Origin of the sequence: Streptomyces sp. NBC_01476 (assembly GCF_036227265.1) — a bacterium.
GTDB lineage: Bacteria > Actinomycetota > Actinomycetes > Streptomycetales > Streptomycetaceae > Actinacidiphila.
Genome location: NZ_CP109446.1, coordinates 8,341,508 through 8,361,880 on the forward strand (window position 1 = coordinate 8,341,508; position 20,373 = coordinate 8,361,880).

A 20,373-nucleotide genomic window follows, 5' to 3' on the forward strand; every position below is an offset into this window, starting at 1 on the left:
CCCCGCCGGGACACCCGCGCGCCGCCCCCAGCCGGCACTCACCCCCGCGTCCAGGTCCGGAGCTGTCGGGCGATCTGGGCGATTCCGGCCACGCGGGTGCCGGTGTCGCGTACGAGAGCGACCGCTTCCTTGGGCTCGTAGTCGAGCGCGATGCCGTGCAGTGCGAGGTACGCCTCGCAACTGGCCCACGCGAACGGTTCGTTGGAGTGCTCCAGCGGGGGGAGCGCGACCAGGGTGTGGAGCAGGGCGGCAGCCTTGAGGTGGACCGAGCCGTAGACGTCGCGTTCCATGGCGTGTGCCTGTACGCGGGCGGCCGCCGCGAACAGGGGGCCGAGGTCATCGACTTGGGGGTCGCCGGGCAGGCGTTCGGCGGCGTGCAGCAGGAACGAGACGTCCAGCGTGGGCTGTTCGGGCTGGCTCACGCGGCGTGACCCTGCCCGGTGTCCGTGCCGCCCTGGCGCGCCGCGGCCTCGGCGGCTCGCTGGTCCGGGCTGGGGTCGAGAATTCCCCCGCTTTCGGCGAACGCTTCACGGGTGCGGGCCAGGGAGGCGTCGAAGGCCTCCAGGAACCTGGCCTCGACCGCGGTGGCACGTTCGTAAGCCGCTGACAGGATGTACTCCTGCATGCTCACGCCCGCCGCTTTGGCCGCCGCCGCGATCGCCGAGCGCTGCCCGGGGTCGGGGAAGCGCAGGCTCATCGCCCCGGGCTTGCTGTCCGATGCACTCATGGTGGCGACGGTAGCACTGATACCACTCGGATGGTGGAGTCGGTTACGAGTGACCGGTTGGCCCACACGGGCGTACGCGATCGACCGCGGCGCCAGGGGCTCGCGGAGCCCCGACAGAGCGAAGCCGAGCCGATGCCGTGGCGGGCGGCCGAGGGGGTCGGTCAGGCCGGCTGAGCAGGCCGGACACCGGCGGCCCGGTTCACGGTCAGGACCGGCGGCCCGGCCCTGCCTCCGCCGCAGGCTCCCCAGCGCCAGGCGTGGGGATCAGCCGGACACCGGTGACCTCCTCCGGGTGGATACGGACCGCGTAGTCCATCCTCTGGTCCACCCAGGTGCGCAGCATCGTCTCGTAGCGGGCGAGGTCGCCCGGAGCGGTGATCAGGTGGGCGTAACCGGTGGCCACGACACTCCAGCCCAGGTGGGTGACGGGGTCGATGGCGTCGGCCTCGTAAGCCACGACCACGCCCGGGTCGCCGGCCTGCCCGGTCTGGGTGGCCAGGGCGGCGCCCTCGTGCGTACGGATGACGATGTCACCGTCGTCCATGACGTGGTTCACCGGCCGGATCGCCGGCAGCGCGTGCTGCGTGAAGACGATCCTGCCGATCGAGACGCTGCCCAGCAGCCGCAGCGCCTCGGCGCGCTCCAGTCCGACCGTCAGGCGTGGTCCGGGCGGGGCCGGCCGGGCCTGCAGGTTCTTGATGATCCGCCGGGTGGCTTCGTCGTTCACTGCGCTTCGTGTCCTCTCGGGCTGGGCGGGCCTGCTGGTGGAACACAAGGACGGCAACCCGTGCCCTCAGCAGGCCCGCTCGCGTCAGTACACGGCTGATCGGCCACCGTCTGCTAGGGCCGTTCGGCCTCTTTCGCCGGGCGATCACCTCCGGGTTCACTGATCTTGCGGGTCCGCCGCAGCACCCCCGTCTGCGGCGGACCCCGTACTGGCCGGTGAGAACGACGACGGAGAAGGCACGGATGGCGACGAACGGAGCGGCACGGTGATCACGGCCGTCGGGCACGCGGACCTGACCGCGGGCACGCTGGAATTGCTGGAGGCGGAGCTGCGCGCGCGACTGGACCACCTGGCGGAGGGCGCCGCGGGCCTGGTGCGCGCCGGGGCCGGGCTGCCGGTGGTGTTCGGTCACGCGGTACGCGAGGCCGGCCGGAAACTGGTCGTTCTCCTGCCGTCCCAGGAGACCGTGCCCGCCGCCCTGCCCGCGCCCGACCAGGCGGTGGCGGGGGAACTGCTGATGCTGGCCGAACACGTACGCCTGCTGCCCTTCGACCCGGCCGACCGCGACGCCTGCGTGAGCGCGGACGAGCGGCTCATCGCGTGCTGCCGGCAGGTACTGGCCGTCTGGGACGGTTCACCGTCCAACGGCCGCGACGCCACCGCACATCTGGTGGCCTTCGCCCGCGCCCGTGGCATCCCGGTCGAGGTCCTGTGGCCGGCCGGCGCGGCCCGCGGCCCCGCCGGCAGTCGGCCGGACGAGCACTTATCAGGTGACACCACGGCGGGGGTCAAGGCCCCGACGGAACGACGCGAGACGAGACAACCACGATGACCAGCACGGTACTTGGCCAGGCCGGCACGGACGAGGACAGCGACCGCGGCGGTACGGGAGACAGCCGGACCGGCGCCGGGCGCGCCCTGCCCTGGCTGCTGATCGTCACCGGCTCGCTCGGCCTGCTGTCCTCTTTCGTCATCACGGTCGACAAGTTCGAACTCCTGAAGAACCCGGACTTCCGCCCCTCGTGCAGCATCAACCCGGTCCTGTCCTGCACCAACGTGATGCTCAGCGACCAGGCGTCGGTGTTCGGGTTCCCCAACCCCCTGATCGGGCTGGCCGCGTACGCGGTGGTCGTCGCGACCGGCTTCGGCCTGCTGGCCGGTGCCCGCTACCGCCGCTGGTACTGGATCGGCCTGAACCTCGGCATGCTCTTCGGCGCGGGCTTTTGCATGTGGCTCATGACGCAGGCGCTGTACTCCATCGGAGCGCTCTGCCTGTGGTGCTCGCTGGCCTGGGCCGTCACCATCCTCATGTTCTGGTACATCACCGTGCACAACCTCAAGCACGGCATCATCCGCGCGCCACGGCTGCTGGTGAGCGGGGTGCTGGAATTCCACTGGGCCGTGCCCGTGACCTGGTACCTGGGCATCCTGATGCTGATCGGCGTCCGCTTCTGGTTCTACTGGCAGACCCTCCTCTGACCGGACACCGGACACTGGACCCGCACGCCGGACCTGCACGCCACGGGACCCGTCGGCCCGGAAGGGGTCCCCTTCCTGCGCCGCGCCCCCGTGCCGTCGTCACCCGCGGGGGACCCGTGGTGCAATGTGACCTGTCCTGTGGCGGGCCCGGTACGGGTCCCGCGCGTATCCGGGACGGAGTCATGAATCGAGCATGAGGAGTCGCGGTGACCGCAGGGAGGCCGGACGGAGACGGCGGACGGGCCTCTCGTCCTCCCGGGGGCGAAAGCCGCCGGGGCAGGGCAATGACACTGGCGGGGGCGCTGGAGGCGGCGGAGGCAGCGGCGCCTGTCGAGTCGCTCGACGTGGTCGCGCGGATGCTCAGGGAGCACCTCGGTGCCGCGTCGGTGTCGTTCCTGATCACGGACTTCACCGGCAGTTCGGTCGTACGGCTGGGGGCCGCGGGCAGTGTCGAGACCGGTGAGCCGGCCCAGCGCATCTCGCTGCGGGGCACTGTGTACGACGACGTGATCCGCAGCCAGCGGCCGAGGGTGGAGGACAAGGGCGGGGATGCGCTGGTGCGGGTCGTCGCCCCGGTGACCAACCGCGGGGACGCCATCGGGCTCCTCGAACTGTTCCTGCCCGCGACGCCGGGCGCGGAGGTGATGCGGGAGATCGGCGAGACCGCGCACGCGCTGGCGTACATCGTCATCGCGAACCGCTCCTTCACCGATGTGTACCAGTGGAGCCGCCGCACCATCCCGCTGAGCCTGGCCGCGGAGATCCAGCACCGGCTGCTCCCGGCGTCGCTGGCCTGCGAGGCGGCGCAGTTCGCGGTCGCCGGGGCGCTGGAGCCCGCGGACCATGTCGGTGGCGACACCTTCGACTACGTGATCGACCGGGACACCGTCCAGCTCTCCGTGACCGACGCCATGGGCCACGACGTCGACGCCGCGCTGCTGGCCACCCTCCTGGTGGGTGCCCTGCGGCGGGCTCGGCGGGCGGGTGCCGGACTCGACGAACAGGCCCGCCAGGCCGACCTGGCCCTGCGGGAACACGGCCGCCGGGGCTACGTCACCGGCCAGCTGCTGCGTATCAGCCTGCTCGACGGCGGGACCGAGTTCGTCAACGCCGGGCATCCCTGGCCGCTGCGGATGCGGGACGGCGAGGTACGGGAGCTCGTTCCGGAGATCGACCTGCCCTTCGGCGTCCAGGCCCCGCACACCTACCGGGTGCAGTCACTGGACCTGCGGCCCGGTGACCGGCTGGTGATGCTGACCGACGGCATGCTGGAGCGCAACGCCAAGAGCCTCGACCTGTCGGACCTGATCGTCAGCACCCGCGCCCTGCACCCCCGCGAGGCCGCCCGCACCCTCATCGGAGCGATCGTCGAGGCCAGCCACGGCCACCTGGAGGACGACGCGACCGTCATGTGCCTGGACTGGCACGGCGTCGGCCACTCCGAACGCGACGCCGCAACCGGCGCCGACCTCACCGACGCCTCCCGCCCGTCGAGAACAGAACCTCCCCCTCCCGTCCAATGACTCCACCCCCGCGGATCCCGGCACCGCCCCGCGGCTGCGCTCGTCGGTGCTGAAGTGGTGGCCCGGCAGGGCTGCTGCGTTGGGCCGGCGCCTGTCATCGGGCGGTGGGCGGTCGTCGGTGGTGAGGTGGCCCTTGGATCGTCCTGTTCCCGTGAGGCGGGCGGGATCGTGAGAAGCCGGAAGCGGCCTGGCGGGAGTGGTCGCCGGCTTGCCTCCCGTGTATCGGAGTGCCGCAGGCGCCGGCCTCCGCCGTTCGTGCCAGCGCCACCCGCCCTTTCGTCTCACGTCACCTGTACATCCGATCCCTCCGCGCCAACTGGCCGCGCCTGAGGGGAAGTCTGTTGCGTACTGCGTGTTGACGTTGCGATGAGGTGGATGCCAGGCTGCGCATTCATCGGATGTCTTGGGGTTCCTGCGGGCGTGCCCGTAGGGCGGTGGTTTCCCGGAGGGGTCATGGGCTGGGTGGCGTCGGCGTGGAAGTTTCTCGGTGGTGCGGTGGCGTTCGGGTTGGTCGGCGGGGGAGCGCTGGGGGTGGTGGCGGCTCCCGCGCAGGCGGCGGGCGCGTCGGTGCTGTGGGCGGCACCTGACGGGCACGGCGGCGCGTGCACCGCGCGGAATCCCTGTTCGCTGACCACGGCGCAGGCCGAGGTGCGCGTGGTGGAGCACGGCCGGGCGCCGGCGGGTGTGCGGGTGGAACTCCTGGGTGGCACGTACCGGTTGAGCAGGACATGGAAGTTCGGCGCGGAGGATTCGGGCAAGCCGGGTCACCCGGTGGTGTGGGAGGCCGCGCCGGGCGCCCGCCCGGTGATCTCCGGTGCCACTCGGGTCACCGGCTGGCACCAGGTCGGCAGCAGCGGTGTGTGGGCGGCGCGGGTGCCGCACGGGAGTGCCTCGCGGCAGCTTTACGTCGACGGGAAGCAGGCCCCGATCGCCCAGGCGACCCCGGCCGCGCTGCATTTCTCGGGCAACTGGGCGGGTTCGGCGACCGGTTACGACCTGTCGGGTGACCCAGCGGCCAGGGCGTGGTTCGCCCGCCTGACGCCCGCGGAGTTGGCGCAGGTCGAGTTCGATTACCCCGCGGGCAACGGCGCCTGGACGGACTCGAAGTGCGGTGTCGCCCGGATGTCCGGGAGCGTGCTGGTGATGGATCAGCCCTGCTGGTCCGATGTCACCGACATCGCCCCGTTCAGTCAGGGCACCGGCGGGCTCCCGTCGATGCCGGTGTCGCAGTTGCCCGCCACGATCCAGGGTGCCCGCAGTCTCCTGACCGGCGGTCAGTGGTCGTTGGACACGTCCACCGACACGCTCTTCTTCGCGCCTGCCGGTGGCGGGCCGGTGTCCGGTCTGGATGTTGAACTGCCGCGGCTGGAGGCGCTGGTGCAGGGTGCGGGAAGCCTGGCCGCTCCCTTGCACGATGTTACTTTCGCGGGTCTGCAGTTCTCCTACGCCACGTGGAATGCGCCGTCCGGTCCGGCGGGTTTCGCTGATGTGCAGAGTAATCTGCACCGTACCGGTGCCACGAATCAGGGGTTGTGCACGTTCTCCGACCCTGCCGGGAGCTGCCCGTGGGGTGCTCTCACGCAGCCGCTGGCGAATGTCGCGTTCAGCGGTGCGAGCCGGGTGACGATCACAGGTGACCGGTTTGTCGATCTCGGGGGTGCGGGCCTGAGTTTCATGTACGGGGGAACGCACAACGTCGTCGAGGGCAACGAGTTCACCGCGATCGCGTCGACGGCGCTGTCGCTGGGCTGCACGTACGACCCGACCCCGTCCGTCACGCCGGCGTCGGTGATCGAGGCGCACTGCACGCCGGATCCGGCGGTGGTACGCGGTGACCGGGTCGGGGCGAACGAGATCCTGGACCACACCACGGTGTCGGACAATGTGATCCACGCGGTGGGTACGGATTACCGCTCGGCGTGCGGAATCACGCTGCTGTTCAGCCGGCACACCACGATCAGCCACAACGAGGTGTACGACCTGCCGTACACCGGGATCACCGCGGGCGTCATCCAGGGCCATGTGGACGAGGCCGGACATCCGCAGAACTCCACCAACATCAACGCCGACAACACGATCAGCGACAACCTGATCTTCAACGTCATGCAGGTACTCGACGACGGCGGCGCGATCTACATGGAGGGCCACCAGGCGCGGTACGTCTACGGGCCGGACGGCGCGATCGACGCCGCGTCCACTCTCGCCCATGGCCTGCATGTCACCGGCAACGTCGTCTACAACGACGGTTCGCGCTTCAACGCCTTCTATGACGACGCCGGTTCGGAGTGGATCGGCTTCAGCGGCAACGTGGAGTTCCATCCGCTGACGTCGCTGGGGGCGCAGGGTGGCTGCTCGGCGACGGGGCATTTCTGGGTCACCGGCAATTACTTCTCTGACCCCGCGGGCAGCTACATCTGTACGGCGCCGGTCGACTCCAACGTCAGCGGCAACACCGTCATCCCCGCTTCTCCCGGGCCGGACGACATCCCGGTCAGTGTGCTGGCGGGTGCGGGTGTCACCGGCGGGTTCCGGTCGCTGGCCGCGGGTGTGCCGCTGGAGACCGCTTATGTCTCGGCGCCGGTCCGGGTGTCTGGGGGGTCGGGGGCGGAGCGGGTGCTCATCGCGGGTGCGGGTTTCTCGGCGGGGACGCCGGTGTATTTCGGCGGGCACCGGGCGCGTGCGGTGCGGTGGGTTTCCGGCGGTTTCCTGATCGCCACGGTGCCGGCCGGCGCTGACGGCACGGATGTCACGGTGGGTCCGTATGTGCCGCGTCCGGTGATCACCGCTCCGGCCGGCGGGACCACGGGCCTTGCGGCGGCGTTCCCGGTCACCGGCACCGCGGTGGCGGGCAACACGGTCACCGTCACCGACGGTACGGGTCAGGCGGGCTGCACCGCGACCGCGGCTGCCGACGGCACCTGGTCCTGCACCCTGACCGGCTCCCCGGCCGGGCAGCACAGCCTGTCCGCGACGCAGGCCGGCCGGAACGGGACCATTTCGAAGGCGTCGGCGGCCGTCCTGGTCTACGTCGGCACGCCGCCGGCCGCGGCCCGTGTCAACGACACTGATCCGTCGATCGTGTACGGCACCTGGGACTACCTGGACAGCCGGGGTTACGGCGATCTCGACGACGACGTCCACTACGCGACGGACGACGGCAGTTCCTTCACGGCCGCTTTCATCGGCACCGGGATCACCGTGTTCGGCGAGGAGTACACCGACCAGGGCGACATCGGCGTCTCCGTCGACGGCGCCCCGGCCACCGTGGTGAACACGGTGCCCGCCGACGGCGCACGCCACGCGGACGTTCCGGTCTACACCAGCACGGCCCTCCCGGCGGGCGTCCACACGGTCACGGTGACCAAACTGTCGGGTTCCTACGCGACCTTCGACGGTTTCGAGATCGACAACGTGGCACCCCGGTAGCCCCGTTCCCCGGGCCGTCCGGACAGACGGCCCGGGGTCCCAACCCCTTCCTGCGGCGGCGCTGCCCCGCCGCACGCAGGGGCCGGTGCCGTTCCGCCGCCTGTCGCTCGCTGCCTTCTGCTGCCGCCCCTTCCGCGGGGGTGGCTTGGAGGATCAGGCTGGCCGGTGTGGTCGGGGGCGTGTTTCCGATCCGGTGCTGTTGCTGGGGGCGCGGGTCGACGGGGGTGTCACCGCCGCGGGTGGTCCGCTGGTTGCGTCGGTACGGTTTGGCGGGGGTTTCGGTTCGTGCCTCGTGTGCGGGTGGTGGGCGGTGGGAACTGCCGTGTCCGGGTCGGTGGTCCGGCTGTGCTTGTGGGGGTGCTGTGAGGGCCGGTGGGGTGTGGCTGTGTCCGTCCGCTCATCCGGTGATGTCCCGGGTTTCCGGCAGTGCTGTGCAGCGGTGGCGGGCCGCGCGGCCGTGCCGGTGATATGTCGTGGGTGGGAGGGAAGGTGCGTGACACGGTGGAGCCGGCTGCCGGCGGCAGCTTCCCGCGGAAGTACGGCGTTTCGTCTCGTCCGGTGGCTGTGGACGCTGAAGGACTGTACGGGTCTGGGCCTGACGGTGCTCCGCCGTGCAGACCGTGTGCGGCTGGTCCGCCTGGCAGCGTTACTTCAAGGGGCTCGCCTCCGCCGCCGTGCCGGCGGCGGAGGCGCTGGCCGGGCTCGCGGACGGGCGGCGGCTCCTGCTGCGGGCCGTGGGGGGAACCGGCCGGCAGCACGTGGCTCCCGTGTGCCTCTTCGTCCGCGCCGGCCGTCGGCGCTGTTACCTGTTGGGACGGCCCCTGCTGTCCGCGGCGCGCACGAGTCGCCGGACGCATCGTTCCCGTCGGCTTCCGCCCCCGGCGGCGGCACCGACTCCAGTCGAATGCCCATCACCACGGCCGGCTACGGCGTGTTCGGCGACACCGTCCATGTCATCAGGGGCGCGGGACGGTTCCACGCTGACCGTCACGGCCACTGACGGCGGGGCTGCGCGCGCTGTCACCGTGTCGGTGGCCGGCGGAGGGGATGCCGCGGTCCCGGACACCAGCACCACCTACGGCCCGGCCACCGGCCAGGTGGCCACCACCACCGCTGGCGGACACACCATCACCCAGGTCTACGACACTCTCGGCCGGCGGATCTCCTACAACGACGGCGCTGGCAACACCGTCACCACCGCCTACGACGCCCTGGACCGGCCCGCCAAGACCACCGACTCCGCACCCTCCACCACCACCTACACCTACGACACCAGCCTTGACCCCCGCGGCCTGGAGACTTCCCGCAGCGACTCGGTGGCCGGCACCTTCAGCGCCACCTACGACGCGGACAGCAACCTGGCCACCGAGGCCCTGCCGGGCGGCTGCACCATGACCACCACTACCGATGAGACCGGCGCGGACACCTCCCGCACCTGCACCCGCGACGGCATGACCGTCGCCGAGGACGCTGCCGCCGATACCGTTGACGGCCAGCAGGCCGCCCGCATTTCTGGCACGGCCGAGCAGGCGTACGCCTGCGACGCGGCGGGCCGTCTTACTGGCGTGGACACACCCAAGCCGACGCCACCAGCCACCGCGCGTACAGCTTCGACGACAACACCGACCGCACCGGTCTGACCACTACCACCAGGCAACCCGGGCGGCACCGCCGGACCCCGGCCACCACCACCTACACCTACGGCAGCGCCGGCCGCCTCACGATCACCGGTACCGTCTACGATGCCGTCGGCCGCACCACCACCCAGGCCTCCGGCGCCACCACCGGCTATTGCACCAAGGATCTCGTCCGCCAGCAGACCGCCGGCACCGTCACCCGTAACGTTCAAGGACTGGATGGGGACCTTGACGCAACCAGCACCGCAACCGGCGGCACCATCCTCCGGGTGACCGGCCTCCACGGCGAGGTCAGCGTCCAACTGAGGTTTTCTCAGCGAAGATCATTTCCAGATTCCGTTGAGGACGAGTGCGGCGCGGGCGATATCGCCGATCCGGCTGGGGCTGAGGGAGACGTGCTTGAGCGTGCGCCAGCGTTCCTTGAGTTCGGCGGCAGCGCGTTCGCCGAGAGCGCGCAGGTCTCTGATCAGGGTGTTCGTGGTGCGGGTGTCGGCGTGGAAGGCTTTTTCGGACTTGCCCTCGGGGCGGCGGACCGGGACGTGGATGCCGATGCCGGCGCCGATGTAGCCCTTGTCCGCGAGTGTCGGTAGGCCGTTGGCGGCGGCCTTGTAGAGGGCAGGCAGGGCGTGGATGCGGGCGGCGGTGATGTCCGGGGTGGAGCCGGGCTCGACGTCGGAGACCCACAGCGGGGTGCCGTCCGGGGAGGACAGGAACTGCACGTTGCCGCCGAACGCCTTGTGCTTCTGGCTGAACCAGAGGTCGTTGCCGTTCTCGCGGACGCCGGCCAGGCGGTCGGATCCGATGAGGGTGCCGTCGAGGATGACGTGTGTCATTCCTTCCCGTCGGCAGCGGTTGAGGACGTCGTGCAACTCGGGGGCCCGGTCGGCGGGGACGTCGATGCCTTCGTGGAGGTAGCGGTAGCCGGTGGCCTGGGAGATGCCGGCGTCGCGGGCCAGGCAGTGCACGCACGCCTGCTCGCGGAACCAGCGCAGGACCAGCACGGCCTGGCGGAACGGGCCCAGGGCCCGTGAGCCCCGCGGAGTGCGCAATCGTCGGCGGTGGGCGGCCAGCAGTCGTGAAAGGTGGTCCACGACGTGGCGTGGGACATCGAGCGTGGCAACATGGGTGACCAACGTGAAGCCTCTGGTGGTTCGGACGAGATCTTGTGGTGAGACCTGTCCTACCAGGGGCTTTACGTCTGCCTACAACCAGGATGAGTCCGCCCGATACGTCCAGGGGCGAGCGGTTCACAACGTTTCGCGAAGATCATTTCGCTGAGAAAACCTCACTGCCCCTCGATATCGGCCAGTCACCCGCCGTCCTCGCCTGCGATGAATACGGCAGCCCTGAAACCCCCACCTCCGCCACCCGCTACGGATGGCTCGGCGGCAAACAGCGCTCATCGAAACCGTCACCGGTGCCGTCCTCATGGGAGTCCGTCTCTACGGCGCCGCCACCGGCCGCTTCCTCGGCACGGACCCCATCCCCGGTGGCAACGCCAACGCCTACGACTACTGCACCGCCGACCGCATCAATTGCCTTGACCTCACCGGCAAGGGGAGTTGGGTTCTCAGGAAGACTTTCAAACTCAACAAAAAGACGGTGATTGCGGTTGTCAAGCGACTGATTAAGGGTGGCAGCGTAGCGGCGGTACTGCAGGATATTGCTGGCGTTGTGCTGCCAGGGTGGGCGGTGCACGCTCTGTACTTCCTGGGGGTCAGTGCCGCAGGTCTGGGAGCGGCTATTCTCGCCCACGTCGGGAAAAATGGAATCAAGGTCAGAATCGGGGTCTATAAGCCCTGTAGATGGATCCCCTGGGCCTATTTCCGCATGCAGTTCACGAAACTGAAGTAGAATAATGGGTGCCGCGACGGCAAGGCCGTCGCGGCACCCGAAACCTGCTGAAGGGGGGGTGTTGGCCATGAAATTGAACAATCGGATCGACCCGGATAAGCGTGGCGCATTTTGGACCGGGCTTGCAGTCAGTACCGCCGTGAGCATATTTGGATTCCTGCGGCATTCCGGAGGAGCCCTGTGGTACGTCTGGCCTGCTGGCTTCGCACTTGTCTCCACGTATCTCTTGTGGGCGCTTTTCACCGGTAGGATGGACGACTAGTAAAGCAGGGACTGGCGCGGTGGCTAGTGCCTCTCCCCGCTCGTTCTCGGTGTCGCCGCGACTCGGATCGTCTTGGAATATCTGGGAATGGCTGGGAATCACACAAACAGGGCGCCATGGAATCGTGGAACGCGTCGGCTGCCCGTTTCGGCACGAAGCCACTGGACAAGGGGAGAAACCCGGCACATCGGGCCCCTTGTCCGCCCGGGAACCGGCCGCGGTACACCGGCGGCCCGCGCCGGGTCGATGTGCACTGAAGTACACGGCAGCGGAACGCCCGTGCGGCGGGGGAGGGTTAGGGCGGGTCAGCGCGCTGGTGATGTGGAGGGGTAAGTGCACTGCTGTGTGTGCGGCGGTCCGATGAGTGGCACCAGGCCGCCGGTGAAGCGGCCGCTGGTGACGTGTTGCTCGCCGTACGCCATCGGGAGCGGGGCCGTGGTGGGGGCCGCGGAGACGAAGACTTTGCCGCGGTCGACGACGATCGTCTCGGGCCTGGCGACCGGCCTGGCGGCCGCGCCGGCCAGGCGTTCGTCCAGCGCGGCCAGCTGCCGGTGGGGGAGTGCGGGAGCGTGGTCCATGCGCAGGATGTCCGGCCAGGTCGGGCGGGCGGGGTGGGGGGACGGCCATCTCCGCCAGCAGCAGGGCGGCGTCGACGGCTTTGGTCGCGCTCGGGCACAGCACGGCGGCGAGGACGGCGCGGGTGGCGACATCGACGGCGATGGTGAGTTCGGGCCGGGCCAGGCGTCCGTCGTCGAAGAGGGCGAGGACGTCCAGGCGGGTGGTGTCGACCTGGACCTGCTCGCCGGGCCGCAGCGCCCTGGCGGAGGTGAAGGCCCGGCCCTCGAAACTCGCGGGCACCTGCCTCACGGGCCCGGAGGGCAGTTCGCCGGGCCGGGCGAGGGCGGTGACCAGACGGTACAGCGTGGCCTGCGACGGGGCGGGCACGGTGCCGGGGCCGTGCCGGTCCTGAAGGATCTGGTGGATCAGCGGGAACAGGCCGTTGACGGTGCCCTTGGAGCGGCCGCGGCGGCGGCGCAGTGCCTCGCGCACGGCGGCGACGACCCGTTCGTCGGCCCGCCCGGTCGGGTTGGCGACGCGGGTGGTGCGATGGTCCAGCAGCCCCCACAGGCCCTGCTTGCGGTAGGCCAGGCGCATGCGCGGCACCGTGGTGCGCGACACCTTCCCGAACCCGAGCGCGGCAGCTCCTCAGCCTTCGCCTGCTCCCGCTCGGCCAGCGTGTGCCGCTTCGGGGTGTACTGCGGTCGCACCGTTCCTTCGCTGCCGGGCCCGCCAGGCAGGCCGCATTCGACTTCCCGCACGTGCCGCTGCCACGCCAGCGCCTTCTCGCGTGCCGCGGCGGGGGCGGTCTCGAACAGCCCCCACTGCGGTGCGGCCTGGGGCGCCTCGGCCCCGATGACACTGAAGCCCGGGCCGGCGAACAGGTGCCCGGCGAGCACGACCTCACCACCGCCGTCCGGGCCGACGAGGTGGATCTCCTGCCCCGACAAGGCAACCACCTGGGGTCGTCCCCGCATTTCTCGTATCGGCGGGGCGGCGTCCAGGAGAGGTATGAGCTGGGTGACGTCGTGCCGGTTGCCGCCGGTCACCGAGATGGCGATCGGGGTGCCGTGCCGGTCGACGATCACATGGTGCTTGGAGCCGGGGCGGCCGCGGTCGACGGGTGAGGGCCCGACGTGGTCCCCGCTTTGAGGGCCCGGACGTGGGAGCCGTCGATCGCGCAGTCGTCCATCTCCAGCAGGCCCGCGCCACGCAACTCGGCGAGCAGCGTCCGGTGCAGAGCCGGCCAGACGCCCGCTTCGGTCCAGTCGCGCAGTCGGCGCCAGCTGGTCACCCCGGAACGGCCCACCACCTGGGCAGGAACGTCACGCCGGGCCACACCCTTGCGGAGCACGTAGACGATGCCGGCCAGGGCCGCCCGGTCGGACACCCGCAGCCGCCCGGGGTGGCGATGCCTGCGCGCCGGGCCCGGCGGCAGCAACGGCGCTATGAGCTCGACAGAGTTCATCCGGCACAAGATCAGCAGACACCCCACAGAGCCTGCCGACGAGGATCACCAAACGCGAGCCGACACACCGATCTCATTTTGAAACGATCGGTAAGGACCCCCAACAAAAGTGCTGGGCCTGACCTGGTCATCGATCGGTGCCGTGCACGAGGCCACCGGTAGCCGGGCCGCACGGGGTCAGGCGCGCCCTCGCACGCGACAAACCCGACGACGGAGACGGTCATGCCCGGGATACTGGGCGCCCATGGATGGGGTCAAAGTCGTCGTCGCCCATTCCGAGCGCGCGACCCTTCGCGTTGGCGCTGTGTTCCTGAAGGTGGACGCCGATCAGGAGCGCCTCGAGGTCGAGGTCGAGGTCGAGGTCGAGGCGATGGCCCTGGCTCCGATCCCGACCCCGGAGGTTCTGTGGCGTAAGCCGCCCGTGCTCGTGATCGCCCGCGGTCCCGGGGACTGCGCTCGGGCGCCTCGGCGAGCCGTCGACCGCGTCCCCGGCGGCGTGGGCCGCGGCGGGTGCCGCCGTCCGGAAGTTGCACGACGCGCCGTTGCCACCCTGGCCCGGCCGGCGTCGCCAAGGTCGCGACGAGTTTGCGGCAGAACTCGACGGCGAGTGTGAATTGCTTGTGGCGAACGGCGTCCTGCCCGCCGACCTGGTCACCCGCAACCGCCAGGTCGCCGAGGCCGCGCTCCGGCCGTGGACTCCGATGTTCACGCACGGCGACCTTCAGATCGATCACGTCTTCATCGACGGCGACGAGATCACCGGCATCATCGACTGGTCCGAGGCGGGCCCGGGCGATGCCCTGTTCGACCTCGCCACCCTGACGCTCGGACAGGAGGAGCACCTCGGTGACGTTATCGCCGGCTATGGCACTGACGTCGACCTCGACGTGATTCGCGCGTGGTGGTCGTTGCGAAGCCTGCTGGGGGTTCGCTGGCTGGTCGAGCACGGCTTCGACCCGTTCGCGGCGGGCTGTGAGGTCGGCGTGCTGAGATCCCGGATGTGAGCCCGTGCAGGCCCGCCGCTGCTCAGTGCGTTCCGGCACGTCGAGCGGGCCGGCTCCTGAGGTGCATCGCCTGCCCTCGCTTCCGACTCCCGCCAAAGTGCGGCGCGCAGCCGACGCCCGCAGGTCATCCCCCGAGCCGAAGCCCAGCTCCTGGGGCAGCAACTCCCCGCGAATCCCGGTGTGCAACACGAACAGGACCCGACCCAGCACCTTGCGGTGATCCGGACGCTCGCGACCCGGAAACGCTGCGGCTTGCGCGGAACGACCGGCAGCAACGGCTCGATGCGCGCCCACGACTCGTCGTAGATCTCCCACAGCAGGCCCGGCGGTCAGCGACACGTCCCAGCCCCCCGTCGCACGCCATGCCCCGCTTCCTTCGCGTCCCCCAGCACCCCAGCCGAGCCGAACGTACCGCGAACGATGCCGAGTTGCCCGCCCCCGGCCCCGGGCAACGCTCCCGCACCGTCGTGATCGGGCACCCCCTCAGGCCCCATTGACATGTCTAGTCCACTGGTTCCACTGTGTGCCCTCAGTGCTCCTTGTGATCCCGTGTTGCGCGAGGGGCGTTCTGTGACGAATCCCCGTGGGAGTGGTTGGTGCGTAGAGAAGGAAGGCCGGCCCCCTTGAGGGGACGGAGGGTGCCGGGCGTACTCGCACTGCTCGGCGCGGTCGCGGTGGCTGTTTGGGGGTTGCAGGCGCCGGCGGCGTCCGCGCGTCCGGCGCCGGCGGGTGGCGGCGGCGCCGCGGGGTCCTACAAGCCGGTGTGTGGCACGCCGGAGCCAGGCCGGTTCGCCTGCTTCGCGCTGCGCCGCACGGACGTGTCCGCGGCGCGTAACCTGCGCGGACCTGCCGCGGCCCCTGGGGCCGCCGCGCCCGCCGGGTACGGCCCCGGTGACCTGCTCAGCGCCTACAACCTTCCGTCTGACGGCGGCGCCGGCCAGACCGTCGCGATCGTCGACGCGTACGACGACCCGGCGGCGGAAGCGGATCTCGCCGCCTACCGTGAGCAGTTCGGGCTGCCGGCGTGCACTGCGGCCGGCGGCTGCTTCACCAAGGTCGACCAGCGCGGGGGCAGTTCCTACCCGCAGCCGGATCCGGGTTGGGCGGGGGAGATATCCCTCGACCTCGACATGGTCTCGGCGATAGCGCCCAACGCGCGCATCCTGCTGGTGGAGGGGGACGATCCGAGCGGCGACAGCCTCGGCGCGGCCGTTGACACCGCGGTGGCGCTCGGCGCCAAGTACGTGTCCAATTCCTACGGTACGGACTACCGGGCGGGCCCGGGCAGCGGCGAGGACCCGTCGGAGACCACCGCGCTCGACGCCCACTACAACCATCCGGGCGTTGCCGTCGTGGCCTCCTCCGGTGATTACGCCTACGGCGTCGCCTATCCGGCGGCTTCACAGTTCGTCACTTCCGTGGGTGGCACCTCGCTGGCCCGTGACGGGAACAGCGCCCGGGGCTGGTCCGAAGCGGCCTGGGGGCGGGCGGGTTCCGGGTGCTCCCTGTACGAGCCGAAGCCTGCCTTCCAGCAGGACACCGGATGTGCCAACCGCGCGGTGGCGGACGTCTCCGCGGTCGCCGACCCGGCTACGGGTGTCGCGGTCTACCAGACCTACGGCGGCACCGGCTGGGCGGTTTTCGGTGGCACCAGCGTGTCGTCGCCGATCATCGCGTCGGTGTACGCGGACGCGGCCACCCCGGTCCCGGGCACGTACCCCAACGCCTACCCGTATGCCGACCGTGAAGGGCTCAACGACGTCACCACGGGGAGCAACGGCGGCTGCGACCCGGCCTACTTGTGCCGCGCCGCCGCGGGCTACGACGGTCCCACCGGCCTGGGCACTCCGAACGGCCTGCAGTCCTTCCGCACCGGGCCGCACGGCCGGCTGTCCGGAACGCTTCTCGACAGCACTACGGGCAAGCCCGTCGTCGGCGCCGTGGTCTCCTCCGGGACGGATGCCGCCCACACCGACGCCACGGGGCACTACGCCCTGGTGCTGCCGGCCGGCAGCCATGAGGTCACGGCGGCTGCTTTCGGGTACGCCACCCGGACCCTGAAGGACGTCCCGGTCGCCGACGGCGCCTCCGTCACCCGGAACATCACGGTCACCCCGGTGCCCAGTGCGACGGTCACGGGCAAGGTCACCGACGGTTCGGGCCACGGCTGGCCGCTCTGCGCCAGGATCGGTGTCGCCGGTGATCCCGAGGCCATCTGGACAGACCCCGTCACCGGCGTCTACAAGGTGACCCTGCCGCGCAACGCCGACTTCACGCTCGACGTGGCCGCGGTCGCGCCCGGTTACCAGGCCCTCACCCGGCGGATCCACGTCGGTATGAAGCCACTCACCGCCGACTTCTCGCCGACCGCCGACCCGTGGGTTGCCACCGCTCCGGGTTATGCCGTCCACCTGACCGGCAGGACCGAGACGTTCGACTCGTCCACCGCCCCGCCGCACGACTGGACGGTCACCAACGCCGCTGGGGCCGTGGGCGGTTGGGAGTTCGACGACCCGGCCGGCGAGGGCAACAGCACCGGCGGGCAGGGATCCTTCGCCATCGTGGACAGCACCTACTACGGCTGGGATGCCCGTCAGGACTCCGAACTGGTCAGCCCTGTCTACGACTTCACCGGGCAGGACACCCCCGAACTGGCCTTTGACACGATGTACACCTACAACCCGTCGCGGATGAACTTCGGCGTTGAGGCGTCCGACGACGGAGGGGCCACCTGGACGGCGGTCTGGTCTCCTGACGACAACGTGTACTACGCCGGACCCACACCGGTCGTCGTGCCGCTCACCGCTTACGCGAATGCCAAGGCCGTGCGCCTGCGGTTCCATTACGCGGCAACGGGCGTGTGGTACTGGGGCGTTGACGACGTCTTCGTCGGGCAGCGTGATTTCACCCCCACCCCCGGCGGTCTGGTCGTGGGCACCGCGAAGGACGCCAACACCGGTCTGGCGGCCGCGGGTGTGATGGTCAGTGACGGCAGCGATGCGGCCGTGCACACCCAGACGATGGCCACCCCCGAGGACCTGTCCCTCGATGACGGGTACTTTTCGCTGTTCGTCCCCGGCCCCGGCAGGCACACTCTCACCGCGGTCAAGAGCAACTACACCGACCGCCCGGAGGTGTTGACGGTTCGGGCCGACCGCACCACCGCGGTCTCGTACTCCCTGAAAGCCGGCCGGCTCGCCGTGACACCCGGCAGCATCGACGCCACCGTGCCTCGCGGCAGCAAGGTCACGCGGCGGCTGAGGGTTTCCAACACCGGTACGGCGACCGCGACGCTGACGCTCGGGGAGCAGCCCGGCGCGATGCTCCCCGGCGCGGCGCAGGGAGCCCCCCTGCAGCGCGTCAAGGGCACCTACCCCCTCGGCCGGGTCCCCGCCGCCTCCGCCGGTGCCTCGCCGGCCGGGCATACGGCACCGGTCCCGGTCAATGCCTGGCAGGGTGCCCCCGGCCTGCCGTCGGCTGTGATGGACAACATTGCCGACAGCCACCAGGGGAAGGTCTACTCCGGCTTCGGTGACCCCGGGTTCTCCGTCAACGGCGAAGGTGACAGCAACGACCTCTACGTCCTCGATCCGGATTTGGGTACCTGGAAGCAGCTCGCGGGCGCGGCCGACGCCCGTGAGGCGCCGGGGCACGGCTTCATCGGGGACAAGCTGTATGTCGCGGGCGGCTGGGGCGGCCCGGAGGAGAACCCGGACCCGAAGCTGGAGGTGTATGACACCGTTTCCGGTACGTGGTCCACGGGTGCCCCCGACCCGCGCCCGCACGCGGGTTCCGGTTCGGCCGTACTCGGCGGCGAGCTGTACCTGGTCGGGGGCTGCGACGTGGACTGCGGCGTGGCCGACGTCAATGTCTACGACCCGGTGACCGACACCTGGAGCCGGGCCGCCGACTACCCGGAGCCGGTTTCCTGGGCGTCCTGCGCGTCCAGCGCCGGGAAGCTCTACTGCGCCGGCGGCGCCACCAACGCGGGGAACATTGCCCACACTTACGCCTACGACCCGGCGCTGGGGACGTGGTCGCGGCTCGCGGACATGCCGGTGCCGTTGTGGGGCTCGGCGTACGCGGCGGCCAACGGCCTGCTGGTGGTCGCCGGCGGTGTCGACGGCGACGTCCTGAGCAACCAGAGCTTTGCCTTCGACCCGGACAGGGATACGTGGAGCGCGCTGCCCAACGCAGCCACGGCCACGTACCGCGGTGGCGGTGCGCTCGGGTTCTACAAGGTCGGCGGCGGGACCGGCGGGCTGGCCGTGACCTCGGCGGTGGAGAATCTGCCGGGCTTCGCGGTCGACCCGGCTTCCGACGTGCCGTGGCTGGGGGAGAGCACCCAGCGGCTCACCCTGCGGCCGGGGGCGAGCACCACGCTGACGGTGACCCTGGACGCGCACACCCCCCGGATGCCCGCCCCGGGTAACTACGAGGCCCGCCTCACCTTCGGCACGGACACCCCGTACACCCTTCCGCCAACCGCGGTGACCCTCCACGTCACCTCACCGCCCCACCACCCTGGAAGCCCTGCGGGCTGACGTGCCCGGTGCCGGGGCCGTCGACGCCTCAGCTGTTCTGTCCGGGGAGGTTGTGGACAGTGGTGATGATCACTGCCGGGTGATCTTGAACGGGTGAGGGCCTTGCGGGTTCGGTGTGGATTGCGACGTCCCACCGGAGCGAAAGGCCCTCATGCCCCACCGTAATGCACCCCTGACCGAGACCGGTCGTCTGCGTCTGGCGCGCTGCGTCGTGGACGACGGCTGGCCGCTGCGACGGGCCGCGGAGCGCTTCCAGGTCTCACCGACCACGGCCCAGCGGTGGGCGAGCCGCTACCGGACCACGGGCGAGGCCGGCATGACCGACCGCTCCAGCCGCCCGCACCGCAGCCCGCGGCGGACACCGGCCCGCACCGAACGCCGCATCATCAAGGTCCGCATCCCGCGCCGATGGGGCCCGGCCCGCATCGCGCACCTGCTCGGGCTGAACCCGTCCACCGTCCACCGGGTCCTGACCCGCTACGGCCTGGCCCGCCTGGCCCGCCTGGACCGCGCCACCGGCCGCGTCATACGCCGCTACGAACGCGACCGGCCCGGCGAACTCGTGCACGTCGGCATCAAGAAACTCGGCAACATCCCCGACGGCGGCGGCCACAAGGTCCTCGGCCGCCAGGCCGGCCGCAAGAACCGCTCCGGCGCCGGCTACAGCTTCATCCACACCGCCGTCGACGACCACTCCCGCCTGGCCTACAGCGAGATCCACCCCGACGAGAAGCAGGAGACCGCCACCGCCTTCTGGACCCGCGCCCAGGCCTACTTCGCCTCGGTCGGCATCACCGTCGAACGCGTCCTGACCGACAACGGATCCTGCTACAAATCCCGGCTCTGGCGCGACACCCTCACCGCGGCCGGGATCACCCACAAACGAACCCGGCCCTACCGGCCCCAGACCAACGGCAAAGTCGAACGCCTCAACCGCACCCTCCTCGACGAACGGGCCTACGCCCAGCCCTACCGCTCACAGGACGAACGCCGAGCGGCGTTCCCACGATGGCTCCACACCTACAACCACCACCGCGGACACACCGCCCTGGGCGGCCAACCACCCGCCACCCGCGTCCCCAACCTCACCGGGCAATACACCCAGCCGCAGGCCAGCACATCACATTCAGCGTTTCCGTGGTCACTGTTCGTGCGGTTTGCTAT

The 20,373-nt window shown here is 70.6% G+C and carries 12 protein-coding genes and 4 pseudogenes; 9 read left to right on the top strand and 7 right to left on the bottom strand.

Annotated features, from left to right (window positions below):
- Positions 1 to 38 precede the first annotated feature (38 nt).
- The 3 genes from OG552_RS36170 to OG552_RS36180 form a co-directional block, all read right to left on the bottom strand.
- Complete coding sequence (locus tag OG552_RS36170; protein WP_329140429.1) at positions 39 to 422, bottom strand: fic family toxin-antitoxin system, toxin component; 384 nt, start codon at positions 420 to 422, stop codon at positions 39 to 41.
- On the bottom strand, positions 419 to 727 hold the full coding sequence (locus OG552_RS36175) for a hypothetical protein (protein ID WP_329140431.1): 309 nt from the start codon (positions 725 to 727) through the stop codon (positions 419 to 421). The genes OG552_RS36170 and OG552_RS36175 overlap by 4 nt, the downstream gene beginning before the upstream one ends.
- 205 nt (positions 728 to 932) lie before the next feature.
- Positions 933 to 1,454: a pyridoxamine 5'-phosphate oxidase family protein gene (locus OG552_RS36180; RefSeq protein WP_443071122.1), complete on the bottom strand. Its 522-nt coding sequence runs from the start codon at positions 1,452 to 1,454 to the stop codon at positions 933 to 935.
- Between the two features lie 265 nt (positions 1,455 to 1,719).
- Between OG552_RS36180 and OG552_RS36185 the strand changes: the two genes are divergently transcribed.
- The 5 genes from OG552_RS36185 to OG552_RS36205 all read left to right on the top strand — a co-directional run bounded on the left by OG552_RS36185 (position 1,720) and on the right by OG552_RS36205 (position 9,522).
- Entirely contained in the window at positions 1,720 to 2,286 is a 567-nt protein-coding gene (locus tag OG552_RS36185) for a hypothetical protein (protein WP_443071123.1), read from the top strand.
- Positions 2,283 to 2,933 (top strand): vitamin K epoxide reductase family protein, encoded by a 651-nt coding sequence (locus OG552_RS36190; protein ID WP_329140433.1) that lies wholly within the window; start codon positions 2,283 to 2,285, stop codon positions 2,931 to 2,933. The genes OG552_RS36185 and OG552_RS36190 overlap by 4 nt, the downstream gene beginning before the upstream one ends.
- A 284-nt stretch (positions 2,934 to 3,217) precedes the next feature.
- Complete coding sequence (locus OG552_RS36195; RefSeq protein WP_329140435.1) at positions 3,218 to 4,456, top strand: PP2C family protein-serine/threonine phosphatase; 1,239 nt, start codon at positions 3,218 to 3,220, stop codon at positions 4,454 to 4,456.
- 453 nt (positions 4,457 to 4,909) lie between these two features.
- Positions 4,910 to 7,882, top strand: a complete 2,973-nt coding sequence (locus OG552_RS36200; RefSeq protein WP_329140437.1) for an Ig-like domain-containing protein — start codon at positions 4,910 to 4,912, stop codon at positions 7,880 to 7,882.
- A gap of 950 nt (positions 7,883 to 8,832) precedes the next feature.
- The gene (locus OG552_RS36205; protein ID WP_329140439.1) at positions 8,833 to 9,522 is read left to right on the top strand and encodes a VCBS domain-containing protein; all 690 of its coding nucleotides are present in this window, start codon (positions 8,833 to 8,835) and stop codon (positions 9,520 to 9,522) included.
- A 320-nt stretch (positions 9,523 to 9,842) separates the two neighbouring features.
- Here the strand turns inward: OG552_RS36205 and OG552_RS36210 are convergent, their stop codons facing one another.
- The gene (locus OG552_RS36210; protein ID WP_329140442.1) at positions 9,843 to 10,652 is read right to left on the bottom strand and encodes a transposase family protein; all 810 of its coding nucleotides are present in this window, start codon (positions 10,650 to 10,652) and stop codon (positions 9,843 to 9,845) included.
- 244 nt (positions 10,653 to 10,896) lie between these two features.
- Here OG552_RS36210 and OG552_RS36215 point away from each other — a divergent pair, with 244 nt between their 5' ends.
- Positions 10,897 to 11,373, top strand: a complete 477-nt coding sequence (locus tag OG552_RS36215) for an RHS repeat-associated core domain-containing protein (protein WP_329140444.1) — start codon at positions 10,897 to 10,899, stop codon at positions 11,371 to 11,373.
- Positions 11,374 to 11,940: 567 nt separating this feature from the next.
- On the opposite strand, the gene OG552_RS36220 is transcribed toward OG552_RS36215, so the two are convergent.
- Together OG552_RS36220 and OG552_RS36225 are read right to left on the bottom strand one after the other, a co-directional pair.
- Entirely contained in the window at positions 11,941 to 12,213 is a 273-nt protein-coding gene (locus OG552_RS36220) for a hypothetical protein (protein WP_329140446.1), read from the bottom strand.
- Between the two features lie 939 nt (positions 12,214 to 13,152).
- Positions 13,153 to 13,683: pseudogene (locus tag OG552_RS36225) on the bottom strand (IS5 family transposase); the annotation flags it as partial.
- 222 nt (positions 13,684 to 13,905) lie between these two features.
- On the opposite strand from OG552_RS36225, the pseudogene OG552_RS36230 reads away from it, so the two are divergent.
- Positions 13,906 to 14,665 (top strand): annotated as a pseudogene (locus tag OG552_RS36230) (phosphotransferase family protein).
- 104 nt (positions 14,666 to 14,769) lie between these two features.
- Here the strand turns inward: OG552_RS36230 and OG552_RS36235 are convergent.
- A pseudogene (locus tag OG552_RS36235) lies at positions 14,770 to 14,985 on the bottom strand (transposase); the annotation flags it as partial.
- A 303-nt stretch (positions 14,986 to 15,288) separates the two neighbouring features.
- On the opposite strand from OG552_RS36235, the gene OG552_RS36240 reads away from it, so the two are divergent.
- Entirely contained in the window at positions 15,289 to 19,209 is a 3,921-nt protein-coding gene (locus tag OG552_RS36240) for a Kelch repeat-containing protein (protein ID WP_329128455.1), read from the top strand.
- A 151-nt stretch (positions 19,210 to 19,360) separates the two neighbouring features.
- A pseudogene (locus OG552_RS36245) lies at positions 19,361 to 20,311 on the top strand (IS481 family transposase); the annotation flags it as partial.
- Positions 20,312 to 20,373: the final 62 nt, after the last annotated feature.